24 protein-coding genes are annotated in these 26,832 nt (G+C 37.0%); 14 read left to right on the top strand and 10 right to left on the bottom strand.

What is annotated here, in order from left to right; genetic code table 11:
- Positions 1 to 8: 8 nt before the first annotated feature.
- The 6 genes from astA to CDA10_RS00570 all read left to right on the top strand — a co-directional run bounded on the left by astA (position 9) and on the right by CDA10_RS00570 (position 8,596).
- Positions 9 to 1,052 carry an arginine N-succinyltransferase gene (gene astA / locus CDA10_RS00595; protein WP_089603591.1) on the top strand — a complete coding sequence of 348 codons (1,044 nt, stop codon included), beginning with the start codon at positions 9 to 11 and terminating at the stop codon, positions 1,050 to 1,052.
- A complete protein-coding gene (gene astD, locus CDA10_RS00590; protein WP_167374930.1) occupies positions 1,052 to 2,530 on the top strand; it encodes a succinylglutamate-semialdehyde dehydrogenase in 1,479 nt (492 codons plus the stop codon). Before astA ends, astD begins: the two co-directional genes overlap by 1 nt.
- Positions 2,531 to 2,563: 33 nt before the next feature.
- Positions 2,564 to 3,904, top strand: a complete 1,341-nt coding sequence (gene astB, locus CDA10_RS00585; protein WP_089603590.1) for an N-succinylarginine dihydrolase — start codon at positions 2,564 to 2,566, stop codon at positions 3,902 to 3,904.
- Between the two features lie 32 nt (positions 3,905 to 3,936).
- Positions 3,937 to 4,908: a succinylglutamate desuccinylase gene (gene astE / locus CDA10_RS00580; RefSeq protein WP_089603589.1), complete on the top strand. Its 972-nt coding sequence runs from the start codon at positions 3,937 to 3,939 to the stop codon at positions 4,906 to 4,908.
- Between the two features lie 175 nt (positions 4,909 to 5,083).
- The gene (locus CDA10_RS00575; RefSeq protein WP_089603588.1) at positions 5,084 to 6,580 is read left to right on the top strand and encodes an amino acid permease; all 1,497 of its coding nucleotides are present in this window, start codon (positions 5,084 to 5,086) and stop codon (positions 6,578 to 6,580) included.
- Between the two features lie 393 nt (positions 6,581 to 6,973).
- Positions 6,974 to 8,596 carry a GMC family oxidoreductase gene (locus tag CDA10_RS00570; RefSeq protein ID WP_089603587.1) on the top strand — a complete coding sequence of 541 codons (1,623 nt, stop codon included), beginning with the start codon at positions 6,974 to 6,976 and terminating at the stop codon, positions 8,594 to 8,596.
- 192 nt (positions 8,597 to 8,788) lie between these two features.
- Here CDA10_RS00570 and CDA10_RS00565 read toward each other — a convergent pair whose 3' ends face one another.
- The 3 genes from CDA10_RS00565 to CDA10_RS00555 form a co-directional block, all read right to left on the bottom strand.
- Positions 8,789 to 9,823: an AraC family transcriptional regulator gene (locus CDA10_RS00565; RefSeq protein WP_089603586.1), complete on the bottom strand. Its 1,035-nt coding sequence runs from the start codon at positions 9,821 to 9,823 to the stop codon at positions 8,789 to 8,791.
- Positions 9,824 to 10,121: 298 nt separating this feature from the next.
- Complete coding sequence (locus CDA10_RS00560) at positions 10,122 to 10,286, bottom strand: rubredoxin (RefSeq protein ID WP_089603585.1); 165 nt, start codon at positions 10,284 to 10,286, stop codon at positions 10,122 to 10,124.
- Entirely contained in the window at positions 10,283 to 11,503 is a 1,221-nt protein-coding gene (locus tag CDA10_RS00555; RefSeq protein ID WP_089603584.1) for an alkane 1-monooxygenase, read from the bottom strand. The genes CDA10_RS00560 and CDA10_RS00555 overlap by 4 nt, the downstream gene beginning before the upstream one ends.
- A gap of 642 nt (positions 11,504 to 12,145) precedes the next feature.
- Between CDA10_RS00555 and CDA10_RS00550 the strand changes: the two genes are divergently transcribed.
- Together CDA10_RS00550 and CDA10_RS00545 are read left to right on the top strand one after the other, a co-directional pair.
- Entirely contained in the window at positions 12,146 to 12,955 is an 810-nt protein-coding gene (locus tag CDA10_RS00550) for a formate/nitrite transporter family protein (RefSeq protein ID WP_089603583.1), read from the top strand.
- 58 nt (positions 12,956 to 13,013) lie between these two features.
- Entirely contained in the window at positions 13,014 to 14,744 is a 1,731-nt protein-coding gene (locus CDA10_RS00545; protein ID WP_089603582.1) for a bifunctional protein-serine/threonine kinase/phosphatase, read from the top strand.
- A gap of 231 nt (positions 14,745 to 14,975) precedes the next feature.
- On the opposite strand, the gene CDA10_RS00540 is transcribed toward CDA10_RS00545, so the two are convergent.
- A complete protein-coding gene (locus tag CDA10_RS00540; RefSeq protein WP_089603581.1) occupies positions 14,976 to 15,209 on the bottom strand; it encodes a hypothetical protein in 234 nt (77 codons plus the stop codon).
- 289 nt (positions 15,210 to 15,498) lie between these two features.
- Here CDA10_RS00540 and CDA10_RS00535 point away from each other — a divergent pair, with 289 nt between their 5' ends.
- Complete coding sequence (locus tag CDA10_RS00535) at positions 15,499 to 16,110, top strand: LexA family protein (RefSeq protein WP_089603580.1); 612 nt, start codon at positions 15,499 to 15,501, stop codon at positions 16,108 to 16,110.
- A 137-nt stretch (positions 16,111 to 16,247) separates the two neighbouring features.
- Here the strand turns inward: CDA10_RS00535 and CDA10_RS00530 are convergent, their stop codons facing one another.
- The 3 genes from CDA10_RS00530 to CDA10_RS00520 form a co-directional block, all read right to left on the bottom strand.
- Entirely contained in the window at positions 16,248 to 16,937 is a 690-nt protein-coding gene (locus tag CDA10_RS00530) for a pirin family protein (RefSeq protein ID WP_089603579.1), read from the bottom strand.
- A gap of 162 nt (positions 16,938 to 17,099) precedes the next feature.
- Complete coding sequence (locus CDA10_RS00525; protein WP_089603578.1) at positions 17,100 to 17,933, bottom strand: SIR2 family NAD-dependent protein deacylase; 834 nt, start codon at positions 17,931 to 17,933, stop codon at positions 17,100 to 17,102.
- Positions 17,934 to 18,040: 107 nt separating this feature from the next.
- Positions 18,041 to 19,282 carry a L,D-transpeptidase family protein gene (locus CDA10_RS00520; RefSeq protein ID WP_089603577.1) on the bottom strand — a complete coding sequence of 414 codons (1,242 nt, stop codon included), beginning with the start codon at positions 19,280 to 19,282 and terminating at the stop codon, positions 18,041 to 18,043.
- 274 nt (positions 19,283 to 19,556) lie between these two features.
- On the opposite strand from CDA10_RS00520, the gene hemE reads away from it, so the two are divergent.
- The 5 genes from hemE to CDA10_RS00495 all read left to right on the top strand — a co-directional run bounded on the left by hemE (position 19,557) and on the right by CDA10_RS00495 (position 24,712).
- Positions 19,557 to 20,630: a uroporphyrinogen decarboxylase gene (gene hemE, locus CDA10_RS00515; RefSeq protein WP_089603576.1), complete on the top strand. Its 1,074-nt coding sequence runs from the start codon at positions 19,557 to 19,559 to the stop codon at positions 20,628 to 20,630.
- A gap of 14 nt (positions 20,631 to 20,644) precedes the next feature.
- A complete protein-coding gene (locus tag CDA10_RS00510; protein WP_089603575.1) occupies positions 20,645 to 21,451 on the top strand; it encodes a DUF817 domain-containing protein in 807 nt (268 codons plus the stop codon).
- A gap of 132 nt (positions 21,452 to 21,583) precedes the next feature.
- Positions 21,584 to 22,054: a DUF3015 family protein gene (locus CDA10_RS00505; RefSeq protein ID WP_089603574.1), complete on the top strand. Its 471-nt coding sequence runs from the start codon at positions 21,584 to 21,586 to the stop codon at positions 22,052 to 22,054.
- A gap of 92 nt (positions 22,055 to 22,146) precedes the next feature.
- Positions 22,147 to 24,033 carry an Lnb N-terminal periplasmic domain-containing protein gene (locus CDA10_RS00500; RefSeq protein WP_089603573.1) on the top strand — a complete coding sequence of 629 codons (1,887 nt, stop codon included), beginning with the start codon at positions 22,147 to 22,149 and terminating at the stop codon, positions 24,031 to 24,033.
- A gap of 169 nt (positions 24,034 to 24,202) precedes the next feature.
- Complete coding sequence (locus CDA10_RS00495) at positions 24,203 to 24,712, top strand: GNAT family N-acetyltransferase (RefSeq protein WP_089603572.1); 510 nt, start codon at positions 24,203 to 24,205, stop codon at positions 24,710 to 24,712.
- 145 nt (positions 24,713 to 24,857) lie between these two features.
- Here CDA10_RS00495 and CDA10_RS00490 read toward each other — a convergent pair whose 3' ends face one another.
- The 3 genes from CDA10_RS00490 to CDA10_RS00480 all read right to left on the bottom strand — a co-directional run bounded on the left by CDA10_RS00490 (position 24,858) and on the right by CDA10_RS00480 (position 26,702).
- Positions 24,858 to 25,217: a cupin domain-containing protein gene (locus CDA10_RS00490; protein ID WP_089603571.1), complete on the bottom strand. Its 360-nt coding sequence runs from the start codon at positions 25,215 to 25,217 to the stop codon at positions 24,858 to 24,860.
- Positions 25,218 to 25,306: 89 nt separating this feature from the next.
- The gene (gene folE, locus CDA10_RS00485) at positions 25,307 to 25,855 is read right to left on the bottom strand and encodes a GTP cyclohydrolase I FolE (protein WP_171057689.1); all 549 of its coding nucleotides are present in this window, start codon (positions 25,853 to 25,855) and stop codon (positions 25,307 to 25,309) included.
- Positions 25,856 to 25,997: 142 nt separating this feature from the next.
- A complete protein-coding gene (locus CDA10_RS00480) occupies positions 25,998 to 26,702 on the bottom strand; it encodes a Smr/MutS family protein (RefSeq protein ID WP_089603570.1) in 705 nt (234 codons plus the stop codon).
- Positions 26,703 to 26,832: the final 130 nt, after the last annotated feature.

The following is a 26,832-nucleotide window of genomic DNA, read 5'->3' as shown; positions in this document are numbered from 1 at the left end:
ATCTAACCATGATGATTGTTAGACATGCCGCGCATCGGGATTTAGATGATATTTATCGTTTAGCGCAAAGAGCAGGGGAGTCAGGCATTGGCCTGACCTCCTTGCCACAAAATAAAGAAATCTTAGCTGAACGTATTACACGTACCAATCACACTTTAGATGGTCTAGCCGAAAAGAGTGATGCGAGTTATTTATTTGTACTCGAAGATACCGTAATTCAAAAAATTGTTGGTGTGAGTGCAATTGAAGTTGCTGTTGGTTTAAAAGAGCCTTTTTACAATTTTCGTGTCGCAACGCAAGTACATGCGTCTAAAGCGCTCAATGTTTATAAGACTTTAGATACTTTGTTTTTAAGTAATGATCATACAGGATGCAGCGAACTCTGCACTTTGTTCCTTGATCCTGAATATCGTAAGAATCAGAACGGCAAGTTTTTATCTAAAGTTCGATTCCTGTTTATTGCTGCTTTTAGATCGTTCTTTGAAGAAAGATTGATTGCAGAAATGCGTGGTTTTTCAGATGAAAATGGACATTCACCCTTTTGGGATTCTTTAGGCTATCACTTTTTTAATATGGATTTTGCTGCGGCAGATTATTTAAGTGGTGTCGGGCAAAAAGTATTTATTGCTGAGTTAATGCCAAGATTTCCAGTTTATGTCGATTTACTTTCAAAAGAAGCGCGCGCTGTGATTGCGGAAATGCATCCGCATACTTTACCTGCAGCAAAAGTTTTAATGTCAGAAGGTCTTAAATATCAAGGCTATGTCGATATTTTTGACGCTGGTCCAACACTTGAGGCCAAAACTTCTGATTTACGAGCAGTCAATGAAAGTCGTTTGCTCAAGGTCAAAATTGTCGATCAAGTTGAAACTGCAAATACGCAGTACTTGGTTGCAAATGATCAATACAAAGATTATTGCGTTTTGCTCATCAATAACAAAGTTCAAGAAGGCGATACTTTGTTGATGACAGTACAACAGGCTCAGGCACTCAATGTTTGCGAACACGATGAAGTGCGAGTTTTAGCATTAGAAAAAATGGAGAATAACTAATGTCACAATTGTCACAAGGTGCATTATTAATTAACGGTGTTTGGGTACAAGGACAAGGTACCGCATTCACTAAAACAGATCCAGTGAGTAATCAAAGCATCTGGACTGGGCATGAAGCGAACCAAGCTGATGTTGAGCAAGCTTGCAATGCTGCTCGTCAAGCATTTCCAACTTGGGCACGTTTGGCTCTAGAAGAACGTATCGCGATCATTGAACGTTTTGCAGAATTATTAGAGCAAAATAAAAACCAATTGGCAGAAGTGATTAGCCAAGAAACCAGTAAACCTTTTTGGGAAACTTTAACTGAAGTCCAGTCGATGATTGGGAAAGTGGCCATCTCGATTCGCGCTTATCAGCAACGTACTGGTTTTAGCGAAACGCCAATGGCAGATGGCGTGGCTTCTTTACGTCATCGTCCACATGGTGTTTTGGCTGTATTTGGCCCATATAACTTCCCTGGTCATTTGCCGAATGGTCATATCGTGCCAGCTTTGATTGCCGGTAATACTTTGGTGTTTAAACCAAGTGAGTTGACACCGTGGACAGCTGAAGAAACGGCTAAATTGTGGCAACAAGCGGGTCTACCAAACGGTGTATTGAATGTCGTACAAGGTGGACGCAGCACTGGTGAAGCTTTAGCTGCTGCAGAGCAAATTGATGGTTTGCTTTTCACAGGGAGTGCCAACACTGGTTATCACTTACATAAGCAAATGGCAGGCGCACCTGAAAAAATTCTTGCATTAGAAATGGGTGGCAATAATGCACTGATTATTGATGATGCAACAGATATCGATGCCGTAGTGAATTTAGCGATTCAGTCAGCATTTGTATCAGCAGGACAACGTTGTACCTGTGCTCGCCGTATCATTGTAAAACAAGGTGCAACTGGCGATGCTTTCATTCAACGTTTTGTTGAAGTAGCTAAAAACTTAGTCGTTGGTCCTTGGAATGCAGAACCGCAACCATTTATGGGTGGTGTGATTTCTTCCCGTGCGGCTGAGCAAATGTTAGTTGCGCAAAGCAAATTGATTGCTTTAGGTGCAAAACCATTATTAGAGATGACCCGTCCACAAGCAGACAGTGCTTTGCTCACGGCAGGTATTTTAGAACTCACAGATGTTGCTGATATTCCTGATGATGAATATTTTGGCCCATTGACGACGATCTATCGTTATCACGATTTTGATGAAGCATTAAGTATTGCCAATAATACCCGCTTCGGTTTGGCTGTTGGTTTAGTGTCGCCAGATCGTGACTTATTTGAACGTGTGCTGATTGAAGCACGTGCAGGTATTGTGAACTGGAATAAACCGCTTACAGGTGCATCTAGTGCAGCACCATTTGGTGGTGTTGGCGCATCTGGTAACCATCGTTCAAGTGCTTTTTATGCTGCAGATTATAGCGCATGGCCTATGGCATCACTGGAAAGTGACAGCGTGACACTGCCTTCAAAATTATCACCGGGCATTGTGCTCTAAGTCTAAACGTATAGTGACTACAAGGAGAAAAAAATGTCAGGTTATGAAATAAATTTTGATGGATTAGTTGGACCAACGCATCATTATGCAGGTTTATCTTTTGGTAATGTTGCATCGACTAAAAACCGTAATAATGCTTCAAATCCAAAATTGGCAGCAAAACAAGGCTTAATGAAAATGAAAGCCCTTGCTGATCTTGGATTGAAACAAGGTGTTTTTGCACCACAAGAACGACCACATGTACCGACTCTACGCCGTTTAGGTTTTACAGGTAGCGATACCGATGTGATTGCGCAGGCAATGAGAACTGCGCCAGCGTTATTATCATCATTAAGCTCTGCATCATCGATGTGGACAGCAAATTCTTGCACCGTTTCTCCGTCTGCGGATAGTGTAGATGGTCGTATGCATTTTACTGCTGCGAACTTAAATAATAAGTTCCATCGTTCTATTGAACATCATACGACAACACGCATTCTTCAAGCGATGTTTGATAATGATGTCCATTTTGCACATCATGAAGCACTCCCAGAAGCGGCTTTATTCGGTGATGAAGGCGCAGCCAACCATAACCGTTTAGGTGGTGCATACGATCAAGCGGGTGTACAAGTTTTTGTCTACGGTCAGCAACAACTCGGTGGTGCAGTTGCGCCACAGAAGTTCCCTGCACGTCAGACACGTGAAGCGAGTGAAGCAGTTGCACGTTTACATCGTCTTGATAATAAACGCACTGTATTTATTCAGCAAAACCCTGACGTGATTGATAAAGGTGTGTTTCACAACGATGTGATCGCGGTCAGTAATCAGCAAGTTTTATTTCATCATCAACAGGCATTTTTAAATCAAGCTGAAGCATTGGATGAAATTCGTCAAAAAATGGCGGGTATCGAGCAAGACTTTATATCGATTGAAGTGCCTGAAAGCCGTGTAACCGTTGAAGATGCAGTTGCAACTTATTTATTCAATAGCCAGATTCTAACGCGTGCAGATGGTGGAATGAGCATCGTTGTACCAGAGGAATCACGTCAGAACAAAGCTGTGTGGAGCTATTTGAATGACATGATTCAAATGGGAACACCAATTGACGAAGTTAAAGTTTTTGACTTGCGTGAAAGTATGCGTAATGGCGGTGGCCCTGCGTGCTTAAGATTACGTGTCGCAGTCAATGAGGCTGAACTTGCAGCAGTAAATCCTAACTTATTTATGAATGATGCTTTATTCAAAACCTTAAATAAATGGGTCGATCAGCATTATCGTGATGAGTTATCTCAGGATGATTTAGCTGATCCAAGTTTATTGATTGAAAGCCGTACCGCACTGGATGAATTAACCAAAATTTTAGCTTTAGGCTCGGTTTATCATTTCCAAAGATAAATAGAAACAATGGCTTTTAAGGATGAAGGTACATGGTTGATCTACTCACGTTGACTTTAGAGCAACAAACACCTGAGCAAACGCAAGGTGAGACAATGGGTTTTACATGGCAGTGGCTAGGTGAAGGGCTACTGCAATGTACACCAAAAACACGATATAGAAAAACCATCGTACTTTCTGCTGGTATTCATGGTAATGAAACTGCACCTATCGAGTTAGTGGCAAATATCATCAATGACTTATTTGCTGAACGTTTAACTTTAACGGAGCGAGTGCTTTTTGTTTTGGGAAATCCCGAAGCAATTCGGCAAGGTGTGCGTTATCTTGAAAATGATGTGAACCGCATGTTTTGTGGTGCATATCAACACTTAGAAATGGATCAAGAAACCAAACGTGCGGCGCATTTAGAGCAAATTACAGCACAGTTTTTTGAGCAAAGTTCTCCAGAAGCACAGCGTTATCACTACGATTTGCATACAGCAATTCGTGGGTCGTTATTGCCCGTTTTCGCCTTATTTCCCTATCAAACAAGACCATACGATGACTTTCTTATCCAAAGTTTGAATGCGGCTGATTTAGATGCTTTGGTTTATCACAATGCAGTTGGAAAAACCTTTACTCATTTTACGACTGAGCGTTTTCAGGCAGAAAGTAGCACTTTAGAGTTAGGTAAGGCGAAACCATTTGGTCAGAATGATCTAGCAGAATTTGCCAGTATTGATCAGGTCATACGTGCTGTTGTTTCAGGTCAGGCTTTGCCATTACGACAAAAGCAAAGTCTTCGTCAGTTTAAAGTTGTGGATTCAATTTTAAAACAAAGTGAAGACTTTCAACTGAATTTAAGTGCCAATGCACCTAACTTTTCCACCTTTCAGAAAGGTGAGGTGATTGCAACTCAAGCAGGCAATGAAGCTATTTTCGATCAACAGGTTTGGATTTTATTCCCCAATCCGAATGTGAAAATAGGGCTTAGAGCTGGGCTGATTTTACAAGAAATTGGATAGAAAATTGCCTCAATGAGTCAATCAAAACAAGGACAGGGCACAAATGGAGTTGGAATATGGATGTTTAGTCAACAACAAAACATAGCGAAGAAAAATATCTTTTGGGATATTTATTTTTATGAAAGTAAAGCAGCAAGGACAGGTTGTCATAAGAATATAGTTGGAGTGATCGTGTATGAGTAACAAGAATGAAAAGGCATTTCAATCAGGGGAAGCCCTGAGCGAGCAATGTGTGGCACAGCAAGACACATCCAGCCAATCAAGTGCATTTTCGTCAGAAATAGAAATTGGAAAACCTTTGAAACGTGCCATGACAAAACGTCATTTGGTGATGATTTCACTGGGTGGCGCAATTGGAACAGGATTATTTTTAGGCTCAGGTGATGTTATTTCTCAGGCTGGTCCTGTAGGTGCTATTCTGTCTTATCTACTCGGCGGCATCATTGCATATATGGTGATGCTATGCTTAGGTGAGTTAGCTGTACACATGCCAGTTTCTGGTTCATTTGGCGAATATGCTAGAACCTATATTGGGCCAGGTACAGGCTATATGATCACTTGGTTATATTGGTTAACTTGGACAGCAACCTTAGGTACAGAGTTTACCGCTGCTGCATTATTGATGCAGGAATGGTTTCCTACAATTTCCATGTGGACATGGACTTTATTATTTGCAGGCTTAGTTTTTACTCTGAATGTCAGTTCAACTCGATTATTTGCTGAGTCCGAATTTTGGCTGTCTTTGGTGAAAGTCTTAACCATTATCTGTTTTATTGCTTTAGGTTTAGCAGCGATTTTTGGTTTGGTATCTTATCATGGGCATGAGTCTGCGCCTTTGTTTAGTAAATTAACTGAGCATGGTTGGTTTCCAAACGGCATTTTCCCTATTTTTGCGACTATGTTGATTGTAAACTTTGCATTCTCTGGTACTGAATTGATTGGTGTTGCGGCTGGTGAAGCAGAAGAGCCTGCGAAAACTGTACCAAAGGCAATTAACGCTGCGATTTGGCGTTTGTTAATCTTTTTTGTTGGGACAATTGTCGTGATCTGCGCATTGCTACCTTATGAAATGGCAGGATTGAATGCAAATGGTGTCAGTAATAGTCCTTTCGTAACGGTATTCAACTATATTGGTATTCCTTATGCAGAAGACATCATCCGTTTTGTGATTATCACGGCACTTTTATCTGCTGCAAACTCAGGCTTATTCGCTGCTTCACGTATGATGTGGTCTTTATCTGCCAAGAAACAGTTACCGAAAGTATTTGCTAAATTGACACGCTCTGGTACACCAATTATTGCGATTACTGTGACCATGTTTGGTGCAATTCCAGGTTTATTGTCAGAATTATTTGCACCTGAAACGATTTTTAAGAACTTATTGGGTGTCGCTGCTTTTACTATGGTTGTGGTTTGGATTTCAATTTGTGTGAGCCAATTTAACTTCCGTAGACAATGGATTAAGTCAGGTAAAACGGTAAAAGATTTGAAATTTGCTGCGCCATTATTTCCACTTACACCCATTTTAGGTGGTGTATTCTGTGTAATTACCTGTGTGAGTATGGTAGCAGATCCTTCAATGCAAGTTGGTTTCGTGTGCTGTATTTTATTTATTATTGCGTGTTATGCGAGCTATAACTTTTTCTACAAAGATAAAGATACGATTTCATAAAAGTTGTCGTTTATTTTTAGATTGTACATTCGAAACAACAACGTGTTGTGAATCGTAATTTGTTATTTCAAAATAGACTCACTGATATTATTCAGTGAGTAATAAGCAAAATTATTGAATATATTTATAAATCACTGACATTATTATCAAACTTATTGCTGTATATTTTATAAAGCTCTTGATCTTCAAGAGCTTTATATTTTTCTGCTGAACCTGTCTTTTAAAGAATAGATAGTGTCCTTTTATGATTATAAAAAATACATAAAGTTGTTCATCATGTCCTATTCAGAATTAAAGTGTTTGCAAGTCTATGCATTCATTTCAATTTGAAAATTACTTCCTCATTTTGTTGTTAGCGCTCATTCAATGAATGGCTGAAAAGGAACTCAATAGATGCATAAAATAAATTATGATTTTGATTATCTCATCATTGGCTCAGGATTTGGAGGAAGCGTTTCAGCACATCGGCTTTCAGAAAAAGGATATTCTGTTGCTGTTATGGAAATGGGGAAACGTTGGGAAGCTAAAGATTTTCCAAAAACCAATTGGAATACGCCACGTTGGATTTGGCGACCTGCTTTAAAATTCTTTGGTTTCTTTAATTTACGTATTTTCAGACATGTCACCATTATCTGTGGTAATGCTGTTGGTGGTGGATCGATTACCTATGCAAATACCTTATTGATACCACCCGATAGTATTTGGTCAGAAGGCTCTTGGGGAAATATTCCTCATTTAAAACAAGAAATGCCACAACATTTTGCTGAAGCAGAACGAATGTTAGGTGTGACTGATAATGTGATCTTAGGGCCAGCAGATCATATGTTGAAGCGGATGGGCGAGGCAGTTGGCGTTGGTGATACCTTTAAACCGACACGTGTCGCTACTTTTTTTCCAGCTGAAGGTGAGGTTGGTGGAAAAACTTATCCTGATCCCTATTTTAATGGGCAAGGGCCTGATCGTGCAACTTGCACAGCATGTGGTGGTTGTATGACGGGCTGTAAGCACAATGCTAAAAATACGTTAGATAAAAACTATCTCTATTTTGCAGAAAAACAGGGCGCAAAAGTTTTCGCAGAAACCAAAGTCATTGATATTCGTCCTTTAAATGATCAAGAAGATGGTGCTGACGGTTATGAAGTGACAACCATTGATTCAATGTCTTGGGGAAATAAAAATAAGCGAGTTTGGAAAGTAAAAAACGTCATTTTTTCAGCGTCTTCTTTAGGTACGCAAGAACTACTGTTGCGTTTAAAAGATCGTCAGGCCTTACCGAACATTTCAGACCAATTAGGCAAGCAGGTGAGAACCAATGCTGAGTCAATATTAGGTGTTCGCTTTTTTGATAAAAACATCGATATGAGTCAAGGTGTTGCAATTGGATCAAGTATCTATATCGATCACAATACGCATATTGAGGCAACACGTTACCAACGTGGTTCAGATGGGATGGGCTTATTAACCACATATATGGCAGATGGAAAACCCGGATTATCGAGAATATTTTTATGGTTATGGGCATTCATCTGCCATCCGATTATTTTCCTAAAAATGAATAGTCCTTTTGGTTTTGCAAAGCAGACTTTAATTTTCCTCGTTATGCAGACCGTAGATGCATCTATTCAAATGAAATTAAAAAGGAATTGGTGGTGGCCTTTTGGTAAAACATTATCTTCAGAGGGCAAACCTTTACCTGTTTATATTCCACAAGCCAATGCTTTTACGGAAAAAGTTGCAAAAATGTTTAATGGTTATCCCATGACCACTAAAACAGAAATATTTTTTAATGTTCCTTTTACGGCACATTGCATGGGGGGGTGTGCCATGTCTGATTCAGTAGAAACTGGTGTTGTAGATGCGCAAAACAGAGTTTTTAATTATAAAAATATGTACGTAATCGATGGTGCAATGTTGGGTGCAAACTTAGGAGTAAATCCAAGTTTGACGATTACTGCTTTGGCAGAACGTGCTATGTCATTTATTCCAGATAAAGCGACCTTGGAAAATGTAGATTAAGGCTGAGAAAATGGTTAAAAATTCCTAAGATTATTATTTCATAGGAATTTTTTAACTCATTTTTGTATTGAGTGGAATGATAAGTGCTTTGCTTAGACTTGAAAATAAACAATAGTCAAAAGACAAGATTTAGCAAATAAGACAAAATATACAAAGCTTTGATGTTCATAAACCACGTTCTATCATCGTAAATCATCCAACATACTTATTTTGTTTTTGATAGAAACTCGGTGCAACACCGACAAAGAACTTAAAGGAACGAGAAAAGTTAGAGGCAGAGGCATAACCCAGTTCTTCTGCAATTTCGATCAGATTCTTATTGGAAGAAACTAACATTTTCTTGGCTTTATCAATCACCACTTCATTTTTTAATTGTTGATATGACATGTCTTGTGCTTTCAAGCTTCTTTGTAGTGTTTTACTGGAAATATTCAAAAAGGTAGCACATTCCTGCAAACTCGGAATATCTGAAGAATTTAAAAATAATTGCCTAAGCCATGCAATCAAATCCATATTATTTTTAATCTCATCAATTTGTTCCTGACACGTCAATTCAATCGCTTTACGTGTACCTTCATCGGCTAGGCGTAGGTTTTGTTTAATCAGTTGTTTGCTTAATTGCAGGACAATGCTTGGTTTTTTTAATGCATTAAAGTGAAAACGAACTTTAGATAATTGTGCATAGCGATGTATATGTAAAGGTTCATTGATAGACATAAAAATGTGGTAGGGCATTAAGCGCTCTTCAACAAGTTCATGGATGGCGCAATGTAATGCAACAGCAATTGCTTCAAGATGAAAATTAAGCGATAGCGTATCTATGGGGATAACAGGCTCACAAATCAGTTCCATCGACTGATCTTCATGATAAAAATACGAAATTTTAAAACTCGGTAGAATCAAAGAAAAATATTTAGAAATATAGATTACCGCTTGTTCTAAGTTGTCACAGGTCAAAATTGCATAACCAATCAAGCTATGTGAGCTGACTTTTAGCGAGCGACCTAATTCAAAAGCTAGATCATAATTAAAAGGAAATTTAAGGCAAAAAGATATGAATTTCTCAACTTGCTCTTGAGAAATTTTCATATCTGGTGAGCTTAAATATTTCTTTAGATCTATACCGACCTCAGCCAATATATCTACAGTTGAAATATTCCGAGACTCTAAAAGACTTAAAACCTTGAAATAATATCTTGCAGGGATAATGGGAATTTGATTATTCATATGACTATTCATTCGCCAAGAGAGGAATCATCAATGCGTTGATGATTTAAATATTAACTGTATAAATTGTGTATGACTAGAGGTTATAAATAATCGAAAGTGTAAAGCAATGATGTGATGGACAGATTGCCGTGCAATAAACAGATTGAAGCAACTGTGATTTAGCATCAATATTTGATTATTCACCAACCAACAGCGCTTCAATAACGAGACAAATCAATAGACAAAGCAAAAGATAATATCTTTCGATTTTTGGGTATAACGACTAAATGCTTCTATTCTCAAAATCGATTTTCAACTAAATCTCAATCATTTCAAAATCAGCTTTTGAAACACCACAATCAGGGCAACTCCAGTGTTCGGGAATGTCTTGCCATGCAGTTCCTGCTGCAAAACCTTCTTCTGGCATTCCCACTGATTCATCATAAATCCACCCGCAAACAATACACTGATATCTTTTCATGACTCAGAAACCTCTTTGATTTCTTGATTATTTTCAGAGTTGAAGTAATCGCTATATTTTTCTAGCACTTTCTCTTTAGCAGGTTCGTAGAGATTGATTTTATGGATATCACCTTGATAATAATCAATAACTTGTTTATCCATAATGCTAAACCAATATTTCGGAATAAAGACATGCAAAAATAAACTCGCATAGCCTACAGGTAATTGCGGAACATTTTCATAATGTCTGAGTGCTTGGTAACTTCTGGTCGGATAGGCATGATGATCCGAGTGACGTTGTAGCTGATACAACAGGATATTGCTAAATAGACTGTTGTTGTTCCAACTGTGAACAGGCATGGTTCTTTCATAACGTCCACTTTCTAACTTCTGACGTTTTAAACCATAATGCTCCATATAATTCACAGCTTCGAATAAAGTAATACCGTAAGCAGATTGAGCAATTTGCGTTGGGATAATATTTTTCCCGAACATTTTCAGCATGATCGCATGATACGTTGCTGACATTGCCCAGCCTTGTAGCAGCTCATTATGTATAGACCAAAAGGATAGACCTTTTCTTTCTAAACGTCGTTTTTCAATTTCAATCGCTGATTTAAAACTACCACGAACAGTTCGTGGCCAAAATTTCCAAAATGACTCGCCAAACTGTGAAGAAGCAGGGTCTTCTGGTGTCGCTACACGTAAATGATGCCCATAAGGATGTTCAATACGGAAATGATTGTATCCTGTCGGTGCTAAACATAAGTGAGAAAGATAATGTTGTCGTTTACCTGCTTTGTGGCTCAGTTCATGGGCTGTGTTAATGGCAACACCATTGACCACACCTAGTGTTAACCCAATGAGAACTCGATCTGACAATGGTGTTGAACTTTTACTCGCAAGATAATTTCCATAAATATTTGCAATATATTGTAGTGGTATATAAAGATTGACGACTTTTTCATAGAAGGGATCTGCCTCTAATTCAGCAATAGCATCCTCAGGCGGGTTTTCAGGGTCTTCACCTAAAAAACGGTCGATGACAGGAATAATGCCATGCAGAACAATCGGGCCAGCCGCTGCAAAAAGCTTTTTGGTTTTTTTAGGGCCAAACTGATAGCCGAGCATTGCTACATTAGCAATATTGGGAACCACGAGTCCGAGTAGCCATAATTTTCTTTTTTTGTCTTTAAATTTTGGTGAATCAGTTGTTATTTGAGCAACAGCATTCATGTTACACCTTGTGAAATCTAACTTAGTCATCACATGATTGAATATTATTGAATGCAATGCATTGCATAAAAGGACGATGACTATTCTTAAAAGGACATTGGGGCTGAAGATTGGAATTGGATATATTTTGTGCTTTGGATTAGAAAATTTATACTTATTTTACTGAATATAATTTCAAAGCATTGTTGTTTATTAGATTTGCTTAATTAATGCAACTTATGAAGTTGTATTTTTTATTGTGTTAAATTATAGGGATCGTATTTTTTTTAAAGGTCATTGAGCTCTTCTAATTTTTCTGTGTAGAAACTCCGAAATAAATTTAATGAATTGATATCACATGGTCCTTTAGAAACTATGTTTAAGACAGCCTAATACAAGATGCTATCAAGTATCATATTTGCACTTTATTTGTATGAAAACTTCGTTGTTTTACAGCTAAAATAAACTTCATCAACATCAATAGAACCTGAAAAATTGGCATACCATTTGCTTTTAATAACTCAGTAGGCAACGAAGCCTATTTTTTAATTCTAATTTATCACTGATGTTTGATAGGCAAAGGAGCCTAAAGCATATCTGCATGCTTTAGGCTTTTTTATAACTAATTTAAAAGAGTTGCCTATTTATAGAGGAGCAAAACGTATGTCATATCTTGCACCATCGGAATTTGCAGTCAAAGTTGTTGATGCAGGTGAATCAAAATTACATATGGCAACTAGAGATGTCATTATTCGTGCTTACATGGCAGGGGCGATCCTAGCTATTTCAGCAGTATTTGCAATAACAATAGGAATTCAAACAGGTGTGCCTTTAATTGGTGCATTATTATTTCCAGTCGGTTTTTGTATGTTGTATTTATTGGGATATGACTTATTAACAGGTGTGTTTGTTCTAACCCCATTGGCATGGATCGATAAGCGTGTAGGCGTTACGATCCCGAGAATTTTAAAACATTGGGGATTGGTATTTTTAGGTAATTTTGCAGGTGCATTGACGGTTGCAGCACTTATGGCAATTGTATATACCTACGGGTTTTCAACTGAGCCAAATGAAATAGGCAATAAAATTGCGCATATCGGTGAAAGTAGAACACTTGGTTATAAAGAGTATGGATTGGGCGGTTGGTTAACAATTTTCATTCGTGGCATGTTATGTAATTGGATGGTTTCTCTAGGTGTAATTGGCGCCATGATTTCTACTTCTGTGAGTGGTAAATTCATTGCGATGTGGATGCCTGTGATGTTGTTTTTTGCAATGGGTTTTGAGCATTCAGTTGTGAATATGTTTTTATTCCCTTTTGCAATGATGATGGGTGGCAACTTTTCCGTTATGGATTATTTGTTATGGAATGAGATTCCTGTTGCATTGGGTAATCTAGTTGGTGGTTTAGCATTGACTGGTTTAGCTTTATATACAACGCATGTAAAAACAGCACCAAAGCGTACTTTTTAATACGTTCAATTTTATAGGAGCATCAGGGAATGATTCTCCTGAATATTGAGATAATAATATGAGTCAACAATTACAAATTGAACTTGGACAATACTCTCATCAAGGCCGTAAAGAGATCAATCAAGATTTTTATGCCACAACTTTACCGCAAAATTATATGTTGTATCATAAAGGCATTGCGTGTGCATTATCGGATGGGATTAGCAGTAGTAATGTCAGCCATATTGCCAGTCAAATGGCTGTAACAGGCTTATTATCAGATTACTTTTCAACACCTGAATCGTGGACTGTGAAAACATCAGTTCAACGTGTTTTAACCGCTATTAATAGTTGGTTATATGCACAAACCCAGCAAAGCCAATATCGTTTTGATAAGGATCGTGGTTATGTTTGCACTTTAAGTGCAATTATTCTGAAAGGACATATTGCGCATCTTTTTCATATTGGTGATAGTCGAATTTATCGTTTACAGTCTGGTCAATTGGAGCAACTCAGCACAGACCATCGAGTTTGGTTATCATCGCAAGAAAGTTATTTGAGTCGAGCTTTAGGTGTCAATGCAAAAGTTGATATTGATTATCAAAGTTATGTTTTATATGAGAATGATATTTTTATTCTCATGACAGATGGTGTTTATGAGTATTGTCAATCAGAACAACTGATTCAATTATTAACTCAAACACATACCCATTTAGAGCAAATCGCACAACAGATTGTGGAGTATGCGTATCAACAGGGGAGTACCGATAACTTAACCATTCAAATTGTAAAAGTACAAAAACTACCTCAGATAAAAACACATGAAACTTTGCCCGATTATGCAGAACTTGCATTCACACCAAGATTGAATGTTCCGACACAATTTGATGGTTATCAAATTATTCGTGAGCTTCACGTCAGTCACCGTAGTATTTTATATTTAGCGCATGAAATTGATCAGCAACGATGTGTTGTTATTAAAATACCTGCTTCAGATGTACAACAAAGTCAATATTTAACAGAACAATTCTTATTGGAAGAGTGGATCGCAAAACGGATTCATCATCCTCATGTCTTGGCGGCTTATTCTCAACTTAGACCGAGACATTATATTTATCATACGATGGAATATATTGAAGGAATCACGCTTAAACAATGGTTTCTTGATCAAGAACAGTCGATTTCATTGAATCAAGCTCGTCAAATCGTTGAGCAAATTGCTCAAGGATTACAGGCGATACATCGTTTAGAAATGGTACATCAAGATATACGACCAGAAAATATTATGTTGGATCGTTTTGGTACAGTTAAAATTATTGATTTTGGGGCATGCCGTGTAGCGGGAATTCGTGAAATGCAAAGAGAGATCAGCGAAATTGCATTGGGTACGATCGCTTATATGGCACCTGAATATTTTTTACTTGAACCTGTTTCAGCTTATTCAGATCAATACGCACTTGGTGTATTAACTTATTACTTACTTACAGCAGATTTGCCTTATCAAACTAATATTGCGAAGTGCAAATCTAAAAAGGACTTTAGAAAATTACAGTACCGTTCTCTATCTTATTATCGTAACGATATACCTGAATGGATTGATCAAGCCTTAGAAAAAGCCGTTAAGATCAATCCTGAACAACGTTATGATGATATTTCAGAATTTATTTATGATTTGAAGCATCCAAATCCAAAGTTTATAAAACGGGAGCGGAAACCATTGGCAGATAAAGAACCTGTATTGTTTTGGAAAGCAATTTCATCAATATTGTTCCTCTTGTTATTAGCTTTAAGCGCTTTATTTTTTATTTAATCATTATAAGATTAAGCTGAATAATAGATGATTCAGATGTTCAGTTTGCTTAATCCAGTTCATTTATTAAATATAAAAATATATACATAAAGATTCATCTGTCACAGTGTTTCATATGACCCTGAATAGTGTGTTTTTTATGGTCTGAGTATGAATGCTTATTCATATTTCCGAGCACAATATTCAGGTAAGTTTATTTAGGCAGATTTCACATTGTTTTTCATTCAATCTTCAAAGTGTTAAAGGCTCTAAACCTTTCACAATATCGTTGAATGCCGAACCATTGAGCCAAAAAGATTTCTTTAAAAATAGTGTCGTCATAATACTTTCGGCTGTATCACTATTGGTATTCTCACAGAATAGACCATATTGGCTGCCGAGCACTGTATTGTCTTCAATGAGGCGAATATAGTAAGCATGTTGTTCATCTGCATAACCAAGAATTGCATCACGTTGAGTAGCCATTTTTATGTCTCCGCATAGAAAATTTATCAATTAAGTAAGCTAAATCAGACCAGTAAACTTATTCAATTAGATCAATGCATTAGTGAAACGCTGAATATTATTTCTATTCTAACTTATTGATTTATGAAAAGTATGTTGATTATCTTTGTCATCCTTGATCAAATAGATATGTCAAAAACTGATCGATAAGGTTATTGTTATTCAAAATAATCACGGCGTCAACTTGAATTTGTAACTTTTTCGAGATATATTGATTTTAATGGCTTTGATACAGCATATAGGATGCATCATGACAAAAAAAGTAGAGTTTGAACATGGGGGAGCAAGAATAAATGCAGGCCGTAAAGCACAATTTAATGAACCAACAAAAGTTATCCGTGTACCTGAGTCGCAAGTTGATTTTATCAAAAGTTGGTTACTGAAAAATTTCAACAATGGTCATTTGAGTGATTTAACTTCAAGTATTAAAATTCAAACCGTTCAACCAAACTTGGATAAAATTTATCAAATTCCCATGGCAACAGAACGAGTAGCCGCAGGTGTACCTTTTTCTGTGCAAGATACGATTGATCAATCTTTAGATATGAATGAATTTTTGATTCGTAATGAAAGTTCAACATTTATTGTTAAAGCAAATTCTTTATCTATGCTTGATGTTGGAATTGACATTGACGATCCATTGATTGTGGATCGTAGTATTACGGCTAAATCAGGGGATATTGTGATTGCCCGTATAGATAATGATTTTACGGTAAAGCGTTTGATGATTGATAAACAATTTGATCCTCCTAAAATTTGGTTAAAAGCTGAAAACCCTGAGTATCAGAATATTTATATTGAGGAAGGTCAAGAGGTTGAAATCTGGGGTGTCGTCACTTATAACTTAAAACGGATGCGTTAAAGAAAAATTCTATCAAATTGATAAAAATGATTTTTAATGAATTAATAAGAAATATTATTATTTTAGAACCTATTTTCTACCCCAAATAAGAAACCTCTGTATTTGATATACAGAGGTTTTATGGTGGGTTAGACAAATTAATTGGTTAAATCAAACCAGATGAATTGACTATTTTCATTCGCTGAAAGGGTTGCATCTTCATCAAACAGATAAGCATCACCTGCTTTGACAATTTGACCTGCAATATCAATTTCACCTTCAATTACATGAACATAGTTAAACATTTGAGTCGCTTTAACTTCAAGTGTGTGACCTTTTTCTAAATAAGCCGCTTTAATTTCTGCATTTTGACGAATATGCATCGGCGCATTTTCGTTTGGGCCAGCAATCAATTGCCACTCGTTTGGTGTTTTCTTTGGGTCACGTTCGATTTGTTGATAGTTTGGTTCAGCATCTTTCACATTTGGAATCACCCAAATTTGGAGAATGTGAACGGGTTTATCTCCTTTGTTTTCTTCACTATGCCGTACACCGGTACCAGCACTCATCAATTGCCATTCACCAGCTTTGATGTGACCTTCGTTACCCATACTGTCTTTATGTGAAATTGTCCCATCAAGTACACATGTTAAGATTTCCATATTGTCATGTGGGTGAGTACCAAAGCCGTTATGTGCAGCAATCGTATCATCGTTGATGACACGTAATGAACCGACACCCATATATTTAGGATCATACCAACTACCAAATGAGAAGCTATGTTTGGTATCTAGCCATCCTGCTTGTACATGTCCACGGTCTTCACTGCGATGTAAAAATGTATTCATTTCAAATCTCCAAATTTTTGTTTTTAACTTGAGATTATATTAATCCTTCACTGTAATGCTTAAAACATTAAACAAGCAACGTATTGTTGTATATTTGGAACGATGATTTAGAAATTATGTAACCGTTGTAAATTTCCCTAACTTTTCGATTTGTAAATAAATCTATTCTTCGGTTTTTAGTACATCTAAAATCGCTTGAATAGAAGGCAAGGCATTGTTTGGAATCGAGATTCCTTGATTTGTCGCTAAATCATATTCTCTAGGATTGATGCGAATGAAGGATGGTACAAATCTTTCACCAAAATTACGAACAGTAGGAATCGCTATTCCTGCACCTATTTCAATGACAATCGGTTGGCGATATTGCTTTAACCAATGTTCTAAGTTTTGTCTTTGTTGATTCGTTCTATTATTCAGCCAATCATAGTCATCGAACATCAAAATATTGGGTCTTGCTAATTCTAAGCAATGTGGGCATTGTGGCAATTCGCCCAGCCATTCGCAACGAGTGTTATCAATTCGGGGTTGAATTTGATCCGCGTCCCAGATTTTATTTTCACAACCATCCAAACATTGTAAATGGTGAATAGAACCATGGCATTCATAAATCAGATCTTCATTAAAGCCAGCTTTTTGGAATTGACCGTCGACATTTGAGGTAAAAATGAAATAGGGGAGTTGTAATACTTCACTTAATTTTTTGAGTAAATGAAAGCCTTGATGTGGTGTGGTTTCGCGATAAAGTTGGAGACGATGTCCATAAAATCCCCAAGCAAGCCTAGGTGTCTTCAAAAATGCAGCAGGATTCGCAATTGAAGTAAATTCAATACGTTGTTTTCCTAATTCAGGATAAGCTTGCCACATGCCTTGATTACCACGAAAATCAGGTAATCCAGAATCAATACCCATGCCCGCACCCGCCGTGATGAGTAAACCATCTGCACTGGAGAACATGTTCTTTATTTTAGAAATTTGTTGTGTATTGAGCATTGTCATATGCCTAAGAATAGAACTGCGTATTTTTATAAATAGTGTATCTTAAATAAAAAAACCAGTGCATTGACACTGGTTTTTGATATTGGTGAATGCTTAATTCCGAATGATCATTCTAAGAATTTAACAGTAACACCCGATTTCACTTTTTTACCGAGGTCATTTGCATCCCAGTTGGTTAAACGGATACAACCATGTGAAGCCGTTTTAGAGATTGCTGATGGATTCGGTGTACCGTGAATACCAAATGATTTTTTGCTTAAACCAATCCAAATATTTCCAACTGGTGCATTTGGACCCGGTGGTAATGATAATGGTTTTAAGTTTTTGCCCTGAACAAAGTTACTTGGTGAGTAGCTGTACCAAGGATTTTTCGCTACACCAGTAACTTTATATGTTCCTTGTGGTGAAGGTGTATCTGAGCTACCAATGGTTGCTGGAAACGAACCAACCATTTGGTTTTGAGCATTAAACAAATAAAGTTGTTTCGCACCTTTATGCGCAACAATGAGGTGAATATTTTCAGGAAGTTCATTGCGAATATTAGTTACAACGATTTTTTCACCAACTTTATTAAATGTTGCTTTAGGATTTAATTTCTTGAGGAAATCTTCATCCATGTGGAATTTTTCACCCAACATTTCAGTGACACGAGTGTAGTAAAGACCTGGCATTTTTGCTTGTAATGCATAATCATGTGGAATTGATTTTGCATAAGGGCCTTTAATATCTTCAGCCGTCACAGTGTATTCAACGAAGGCAGGTTTATTGCCTTGTTTAGCAACCAATGTATCCCAAGTTTCTTGAGTTAATTCACCTGTTGGTTTTAAACCATTGATTTGCTGGAATGATGCAACCGCTTTTAAGGTGTTCATACCACTGGTGCCATCAATTGCACCTGGTGAAGCATGTGCATTATTCAACATCACATGTGCACGAGCATAGACAGGGAATTGACCTTTGCCAATATTTTCATACCACTGTGCATTGTTCAGACCATCGAGTGTCCAAGATGCTTTGGGTGCATTTGGGTTTGATGGCGGAGTTGTTGGTACAGTAGGTGTTGAAGGTGCAGTTGGAGCAGAAGCAATATCTGCAGTTTTAGATTCTGTTTTTTCTAAATTTTGCAGTGTATTAGCGGCTTGGTCTAACTCTTGTTGCTCTTGCTGCGAGATCTGAGCTTCAGCAGAAGATACTGCTGATGAATCAATTGCTAAAGGGTCAATTGGATCTTCGACTGGAGTGGTTGCAACTTTTGTAGGATTTAGAGGTTGCTCAGTTGTAGAAGCTGCAAATGCTGTACCAGTAAGTATACAGCTTAAACTCAAAGCAAGAATTGAGCGAACGAACATGTAATTCAACCTTAAGAATTATTCATATTGATTACTAAAATATCTTGGCAAGTATTACAGAAATTACATATAGATGCAGTACTTGTTTTGTTTCAATCATTTTTTTCTATGGAGAAATATTGTAAAAAGCATTTTTGTTTTATTTTCGTATTTTAAAAATTTATAAATATTGTGCTGATTCAATTTGTAGACTGAAATTTTTGCTTAGAAATTATTAAATTTGAAGCCTTTTTGCTATGATGGAGCGACTTTAATTTTTGGAATGGGAAAGTAAATGACGACCTTAAAAAATGATCGTTTTCTACGTGCCTTATTACGTGAACCTGTAGATACCACACCCGTATGGATGATGCGTCAAGCAGGACGTTATTTACCAGAATACCGTGAAACGCGTGCTAAAGCAGGTGATTTTCTTTCTCTTTGTAAAAATACAGAATTTGCTTGTGAAGTGACTTTACAGCCTTTGCGTCGTTATGAATTAGATGCTGCGATTCTTTTCTCAGACATTCTCACTGTTCCAGATGCTTTGGGCTTAGGTCTATATTTTGAAGTAGGTGAAGGTCCAAAATTTCATAAAACTGTTCGAACAGAACAGGATGTTGCCAATCTTCCAAAGTTTGATGCGAAATCAGATTTATCTTATGTCATGAATGCAGTGACGACCATTCGTTCTGCATTGGGTGGACAAGTTCCATTGATTGGTTTCTCAGGCAGTCCTTGGACATTGGCAACTTATATGGTTGAAGGTGGTTCGAGTAAGGATTTTCGTTTTACTAAACAGATGATGTATGCGCAACCCGAAGTTTTACATGCATTATTGGATCGACTTGCGGATGCTGTTATTGATTATTTAAATGCGCAAATTGATGCAGGTGCGCAAGCTGTACAAATTTTTGATAGTTGGGGTGGGGCATTGGCTCACCGTGAATATTTAGAATTTTCTTTAAAATACATGCAAAAAATTGTAGCAGGTCTAAAACGTGAAAGTGAAGGACGAAAAGTTCCTGTTATTTTATTCACTAAAGGCGGTGGTCAATGGCTTGAGCCTATGATTGCAACAGGTGCAGATGCATTTGGTTTAGATTGGACGACACCATTAAATGTTGCTCGCCAAACTGTAAATGGCCGTGCAGCATTACAAGGAAATTTAGATCCTGCAACGCTTTATGGTTCTGCAATGACGATTGAAAATGCCACCAAAGCCATGCTGGATGATGCTTATGCCAATGGTGAAAAAACAGGTTATGTGGCAAATTTAGGTCATGGTATTACCCAATGGATCGATCCAAAAAATCCTAAAGCTTTTATTGATACGGTTCATGAATATAGTGCCAAGTATTTAGGCTAAGCTTTAATTTCGCCATGATCTATTTAAAATCATTATTTGAGTTTTTGTATAAGGCAGCCTCAGCTGCCTTATTTGGTATTTTATTGCTGATTGCTTTTGTAGCAACAGCGAGTATGGGAAGCCATGAGTTTTATGGTTTGTTTCGCTATGACTATTTATTGTTTTACGCCTTAATTATTCAAGCTTGTTTGTTATATTTAAAATTAGAATCTTGGGCTGAAGCCAAGGTGATTGCTTTATTTCATATCATGGCAATGGGTATGGAATTATTTCTAACTCACCCGCAAATCGCTTCTTGGCAATATCCACAACCTGCTGTATTTAAAATAATGACTGTACCTCTATTTGCAGGGTTTATGTACTCAGCGGTCGGGAGTTTTTTTGCACGATCATTACGTTTATATCAGGTTTCATTTATAAATTTGCCTCGTTTTGCCAATATGCTCAGTTTGGCGGTATTGTCTTATATTAATTTTATGAGCAAATTTTTTATTCCAGATTTTCGTAATATGCTTTTTATTTGGAGTGTGATTATATTTTGGAAAACAAAAATTCGTTTTGAATTATACCATCACCATTTTCAACTGCCGATGCTTCCAATTTTATTTATTTTGGCATTTATTATCTGGATTGCAGAAAATATCAGTACATTTTATAAAATTTGGCTTTATCCGAGCCAAGTCGATGCATGGCATATGGTTGGTTGGGGGAAATTAGGTTCTTGGTATTTATTACTATTATTAAGTTTAGTTCTTGTTTTAAAAATTCTTGGAAAAAGAAATAGCAATGGAAATTGGTTACTTATAGAGAACAAAAAATAGTCACTTAATTGTCATATTTTGATTTGCTTATCTATATTTATGTGATAAATCTGTATGGGTGTAATTTAATCTACACAAAACGGAATATAACAATTTACATATGTCATATATGGATAATTTCTGGAGAATTATATGTTAAAAAAAATCGCTTTAGCTGCTGTATTAGCTGCTGGTTCTAGTGTTGCAATGGCTGATCCCGATGTAGGGTGTGGTGTCGGTTCGCAAATTTGGGCAGGTCAATCAGGTAAAATTCCAAAAATTTTAGCTGCAACAACCAATGGTCTTTTAACAAACCAATTAATCGGTATTACTTTTGGTACATTGGGTTGTAATGGGAATGGTAAAGTCACTGCTCAAGTGGTTACATTCACCAATGAAAATTCAGAATCACTTGCGCGTGATATGGCTGTAGGTCAAGGGGAAAGCTTGAATGTTCTTGCTTCTTTGCTGAATGTTAAAGAAGCCGATAAAGCACATTTCTTTGCTGTGACCAAGTCAAATTTCTCACATATCTATTCAGTAGATAATCAAAATTCTCTACAAGTTTTAGCATCACTTCAAGATGTGATGGCAAAAGATGCGGTATTAAAAGCATACGTTTAATGGTTTACTAGCCCTGTCTTTGACAGGGTTTTTATTTTGTATATATGATAAAAATCATAAGTTTACTTAATTTTTTAATATTGAAATTGTGAATGAAATATTTAGTTTATAGTTTAAGTTTACTCAGTACATTTGTATCTTTCAGCGCCTCGGCTGAATCATTAGCCATTCAAGACTATGTCAATTTGGCAGAACAAAAAAAATTAGAACAGAACATCACATGGAAACGCTTGCTTTATGCAGAAGATTCTCCAAAAAGTGAAGTCAGTTATTCAGGCTATTTTCTAGCTCCAGATGGTCAAAATAATATTAAAAATGAAATGATTGCAGATATAACGGCTTTATTTCAGTCTGCTGAACCGAATCAATCTTTTCGTTGTAAATTCCCAGCTCGTAGCCAGTGGCTCATACAACAATTAAATATTAACGCTCAACAACTTCCGCAAGTTGCATGTCCTGAGTTTGAGCAGTGGTATGGACAAATTAATCCTTATAAAGCGACTTTAATTTACGCCACAGATTTTATGGGCAATCCAAGCTCTATGTTTGGTCATACTTTATTACGTTTAGACCCTAAAGACCAAAAGCAATTAAATTTAGTCTCTTATGCTGTGAATTATGCAGCGACGGTGAATGGACAAGACAATTGGTCTTATGCATGGAAAGGTTTAATTGGTGATTATCCAGGGGAATATTCACTGATGCCATATTACCGAAAAGTAAAAGAATATGGTGATTTTGAAAGTCGCGATCTGTGGGAATATGAACTGAATTTAAGTCCAGAAGAAACAGCCTTTTTGGTCAAACATATGTGGGAAATGCAAAAAGTGAGCTTCCCATATTATTTCGTGAGTGACAATTGCGCCTATCGTTTGTTGGGACTTATTGATTTAGTTCGTCCAACCGCTAATTTGCGTCATAAATTCAGCTATGCTGCAATTCCTGTTGAAACCATTAAAGCAGTTGACCAACAAGGTTTAATCAAGGAAACAGTGTATCGTCCTGCACTAGAAACACAATTGAATGCGCAAGCCAAGCAACATGGACATCGTTTAGCGAAGAAAGCACATGAGATCGCTTCTTTAGAACCTCAGCAAATGCAAATGCGTTTAGCCAATGAGCAGGAAGCGGATCGTGCCAAAATACTTGAAATGGCTTATGACGATTTATACCTACAATTTGTTTCTCGCCAAGTTGATGAGACGTTTGTACAACCACGTTTTAGACAATTACTGGGTTTACGTAGTCAAATCCAAATCGCCAAACAACGTCAAGAACCGCAAAAACCAAAAATAAATCCTGTACATGGGCATGATTCTCGAAATTGGTCGATCGATATCGGAGAAGTGCAGGGCGAGAAATTTGTGCAATTAGGGCATCGTCAGGCTTACCATGAATTAAAAGATCCACAAGGTGGTTTTCGTACAGGTACGCAGCTTTTATTTTTAGATGGCGCTGCACAGTGGCGTGATGATCAACTCAAATTAGAACATTTGGATGTATTAACGGTTAATTCATATAACCCGATTACGCCATTTAAAACACCAATCACGTGGGGATTTAATATGGGATGGCAACAAGAAGCCATTCATCATGGAAAATTCAGCGAAGATGAACAACACGGGGTGTTTGCGGTAAAGGCACAATCAGGCTATACCGTAGCAGATGATGATCGTAAAAATTTATGTTATGCAGAATTGCAGACTCATTTACAGGCAGGCAAATCACTGGACAAGGGTTGGCGTATCGGTTTAGGGCCTACGCTAGGTTGCCAAAATCTTTGGACAGATCAGTTGAATAGTGTTGTTCAGCTTGAATTGCCCTATTGGGAAGATTCTCATCAATGGAACTTACGAATCAATAGTTACTTACAATATTCATTGTCCTCACGAAACTCTTTAAGAGTGGGTTGGGAATACCAACAGCAAGATGGTCAGGACTGGATGAAAGGAAGTTTTGGATTTGCTCATTATTTTTAAGTTTTAAAATGTGTTCGAAATAATTAACCTGTTTAATAAATGATCTTTTGTCTATTTTAATCACCTTGAGTTCTATCGCTGGTGTTTTATCATCATTATGTTTTAATTAGACTTTTTTTCATGTTATATACTGAAAGCAGTGAATTTATTGTTAGAAGTATAAGCTCATATGGAAATAAGACAAATTGAGATACAAGATGCTGAAAGCTTGATAAAATTTTTTAGCCAACTCGATGTTGAAACGGAATTCATGCTCTTTGAGGTAGGGGAAAGACCAATCTCATTGAGTCAGCAAATTGAATATATTAAAACTTTAAATACATCAGAGAATGAGAAAATATTTATTGCTATTGATCAACAGCATATTGTTGGTTTTATTGCGCTTTCTAGAAAACCATTTAATAAAGTAAAGCATTGTTTTCAATTGGTGATAGGCATTTTGAAAAACTATCATGGAAAGAATTTAGCCAATGCGTTATACCGCTATGCCGAATCGTGGGCTATGGCACAAGGGGCGATCAGGATTGAACTGACTGTTATTCAAGACAATACGATTAAGTTCTATGAAAAGCTCGGATTCAAAACAGAAGGGATTCGTACTAAGAGTATGTTTTATCAAGGACAGTTATTGGATGAACGCTATATGGGGAAAATTCTAAATAACCTGAGTTCGGGGTAAGCTATATTCCTAACTATAGGATACGCAGAAACGTCAGTCGTATTGTTTGAGACATGAGGAATATATTCCGCAAGATCTGTAATATACTGTTTTTGCAATATATTAGGTACTTGATAGTTTATCCCGAACTGACGTTATCTTCGTTTTATACTTCGACAACGACAAAGTATTTTTTAACTGTTTCAATGACTTCAAATGTACCGATAAATGAAGGGGGAATAATGCCAGCTTCGCCAGCTTTTATTTCTATAAATGATTGGCCATTTGCGTCATGTAAACGCACAGCACCTTCAATAATTTGAAAAAACTCTTGTTTATTATCTGCAAATTGAATATTCCATGCACCTACTTCACATTGCCAAATACCACAATTCATATTTGGATGATCATACAAACTTTGAGTTAAACGTTTTGGATTACCTTTTACCAAACGATCCGCACGAGGGTGATCTTCACTTATTTCACTGTTTGTTAATCCATGACCAGCTAACCAAATTGAAGACATTTTAAAAACCTTATTTAAAAAGAAAGCCTCAATTGAAGTTGAAGCTTAAAGCAATCTTTATAGATAGAAATGATGAAAAATTCATAAAATCAATGTGCTTCAGGTACAGCTTGTAAGAATTCACGACGTGCTTCTTTATCAGTTTTAAAATCACCGACAAAGGATACAGTACGTGTCGTTGATTCTTGTTTGCTTACACCACGCATCATCATACACATATGTGCTGAATCGATGACAACAGCGACACCACGCGCCTGAGTGACTTCTGCAACAGCATCTGCAATTTGCTTAGTCAGTTGCTCTTGAATTTGCAAACGACGTGCAAACATTTCAGTGATTCGTGCAAATTTAGATAAACCTAAAACATTACCAGAAGGTAAATAGGCAATATGCACACGACCATGAAAAGGCAATAAATGGTGCTCACATAAAGAATAAAATTCGATATTTTTAACCAACACCATTTCATCATTATCAGAAGGAAAGACCGCATTATTGGTCACTTCTTCCAAGGTCTTGCTATAGCCAGACGTCAAATACGAAAAAGCTTTAGCCGCACGCATAGGTGTATCTTTCAAACCAGGACGATCTAAGTCCTCGCCAACGGCAGTTAAAATATTTGCGTAGGATTGCTGCATAGACATATAACGTGTTCACTTATACGGATTGAACAAGGACGGCATTGTAGCAGAAAAACCAAAAAAGTCTGACTACTACAGGATAAACCGTATTTTAAAGGATATTGATCATCAATCACAAAATTTGTGAGTAAAAAATGGATTATTGATCCTGATTAAATTTTGGATTTTTTTCAGCACGTTTCAATAACACTAAAACTGCACCTGTGCCACCTTGCTTCTCAGGCGCACTGACAAAAGCTAAAACATCACGGTGCTGACGAAGCCAGCTATTTACATAGGATTTTAAAATGGCTTCTGGGCCTTTACCGTGAACAATTTTAATTACATTTTGGTTCTCACTCTTCGCAATTTGGATAATCTCCAAAACTGCGGTTCTTGCCTCTTCCACAGTACAACCATGCAAATCTACAGCTTCATACCATCGTACATTGCCTGCTTTCAAATCTTCAAAAACTTTGTGCTGTAAGGTTGCGATGCGATAACTTAAAGTCGCCTGACTTGCAACTGGATTGAGCATTGCATGTGTATCTGATAATTCAGCATGTTCAGTTTCAGTTGGACCTTCAGCCGCGGCACGTTTTGCCAGTGTTTTAGCATCTGGTTTTTTTCGAACATTATTCGTTTGTATTTTAGCAATATTACTATTATCTATCGTTTTAACACCGCGCATCGCTTGATTGAACAAAGCAAGATCATCATCCTGTTGTATGGGCGCGACAACAGGAGCTGTTTTTTGCTGTTTCTTTGTAGAATCAAATTGTGATTGACCCGTTGAAATTTGTTTTTTGAATTGTTTTAAAAGATCAAGTTGTGATTTGGAGAATGTAGAATCAGATTTACTCATAATTGCAAAAAACAGTAAAAGGAGAATATTTGATTAGCATTATAGACTTAATCCATTAAAAATTGAACTGAATTGAATTCACTGTGTCTTTCAGCGTTTTGACATAGATGTTGAGATATAAGTCATCATA

The sequence above is a fragment of the Acinetobacter piscicola genome, assembly GCF_002233755.1.
GTDB lineage: Bacteria > Pseudomonadota > Gammaproteobacteria > Pseudomonadales > Moraxellaceae > Acinetobacter > Acinetobacter piscicola.
The sequence above is the reverse complement of the archived record's forward strand: the minus strand, read 5'-3'. Positions and strand labels throughout refer to the sequence as shown.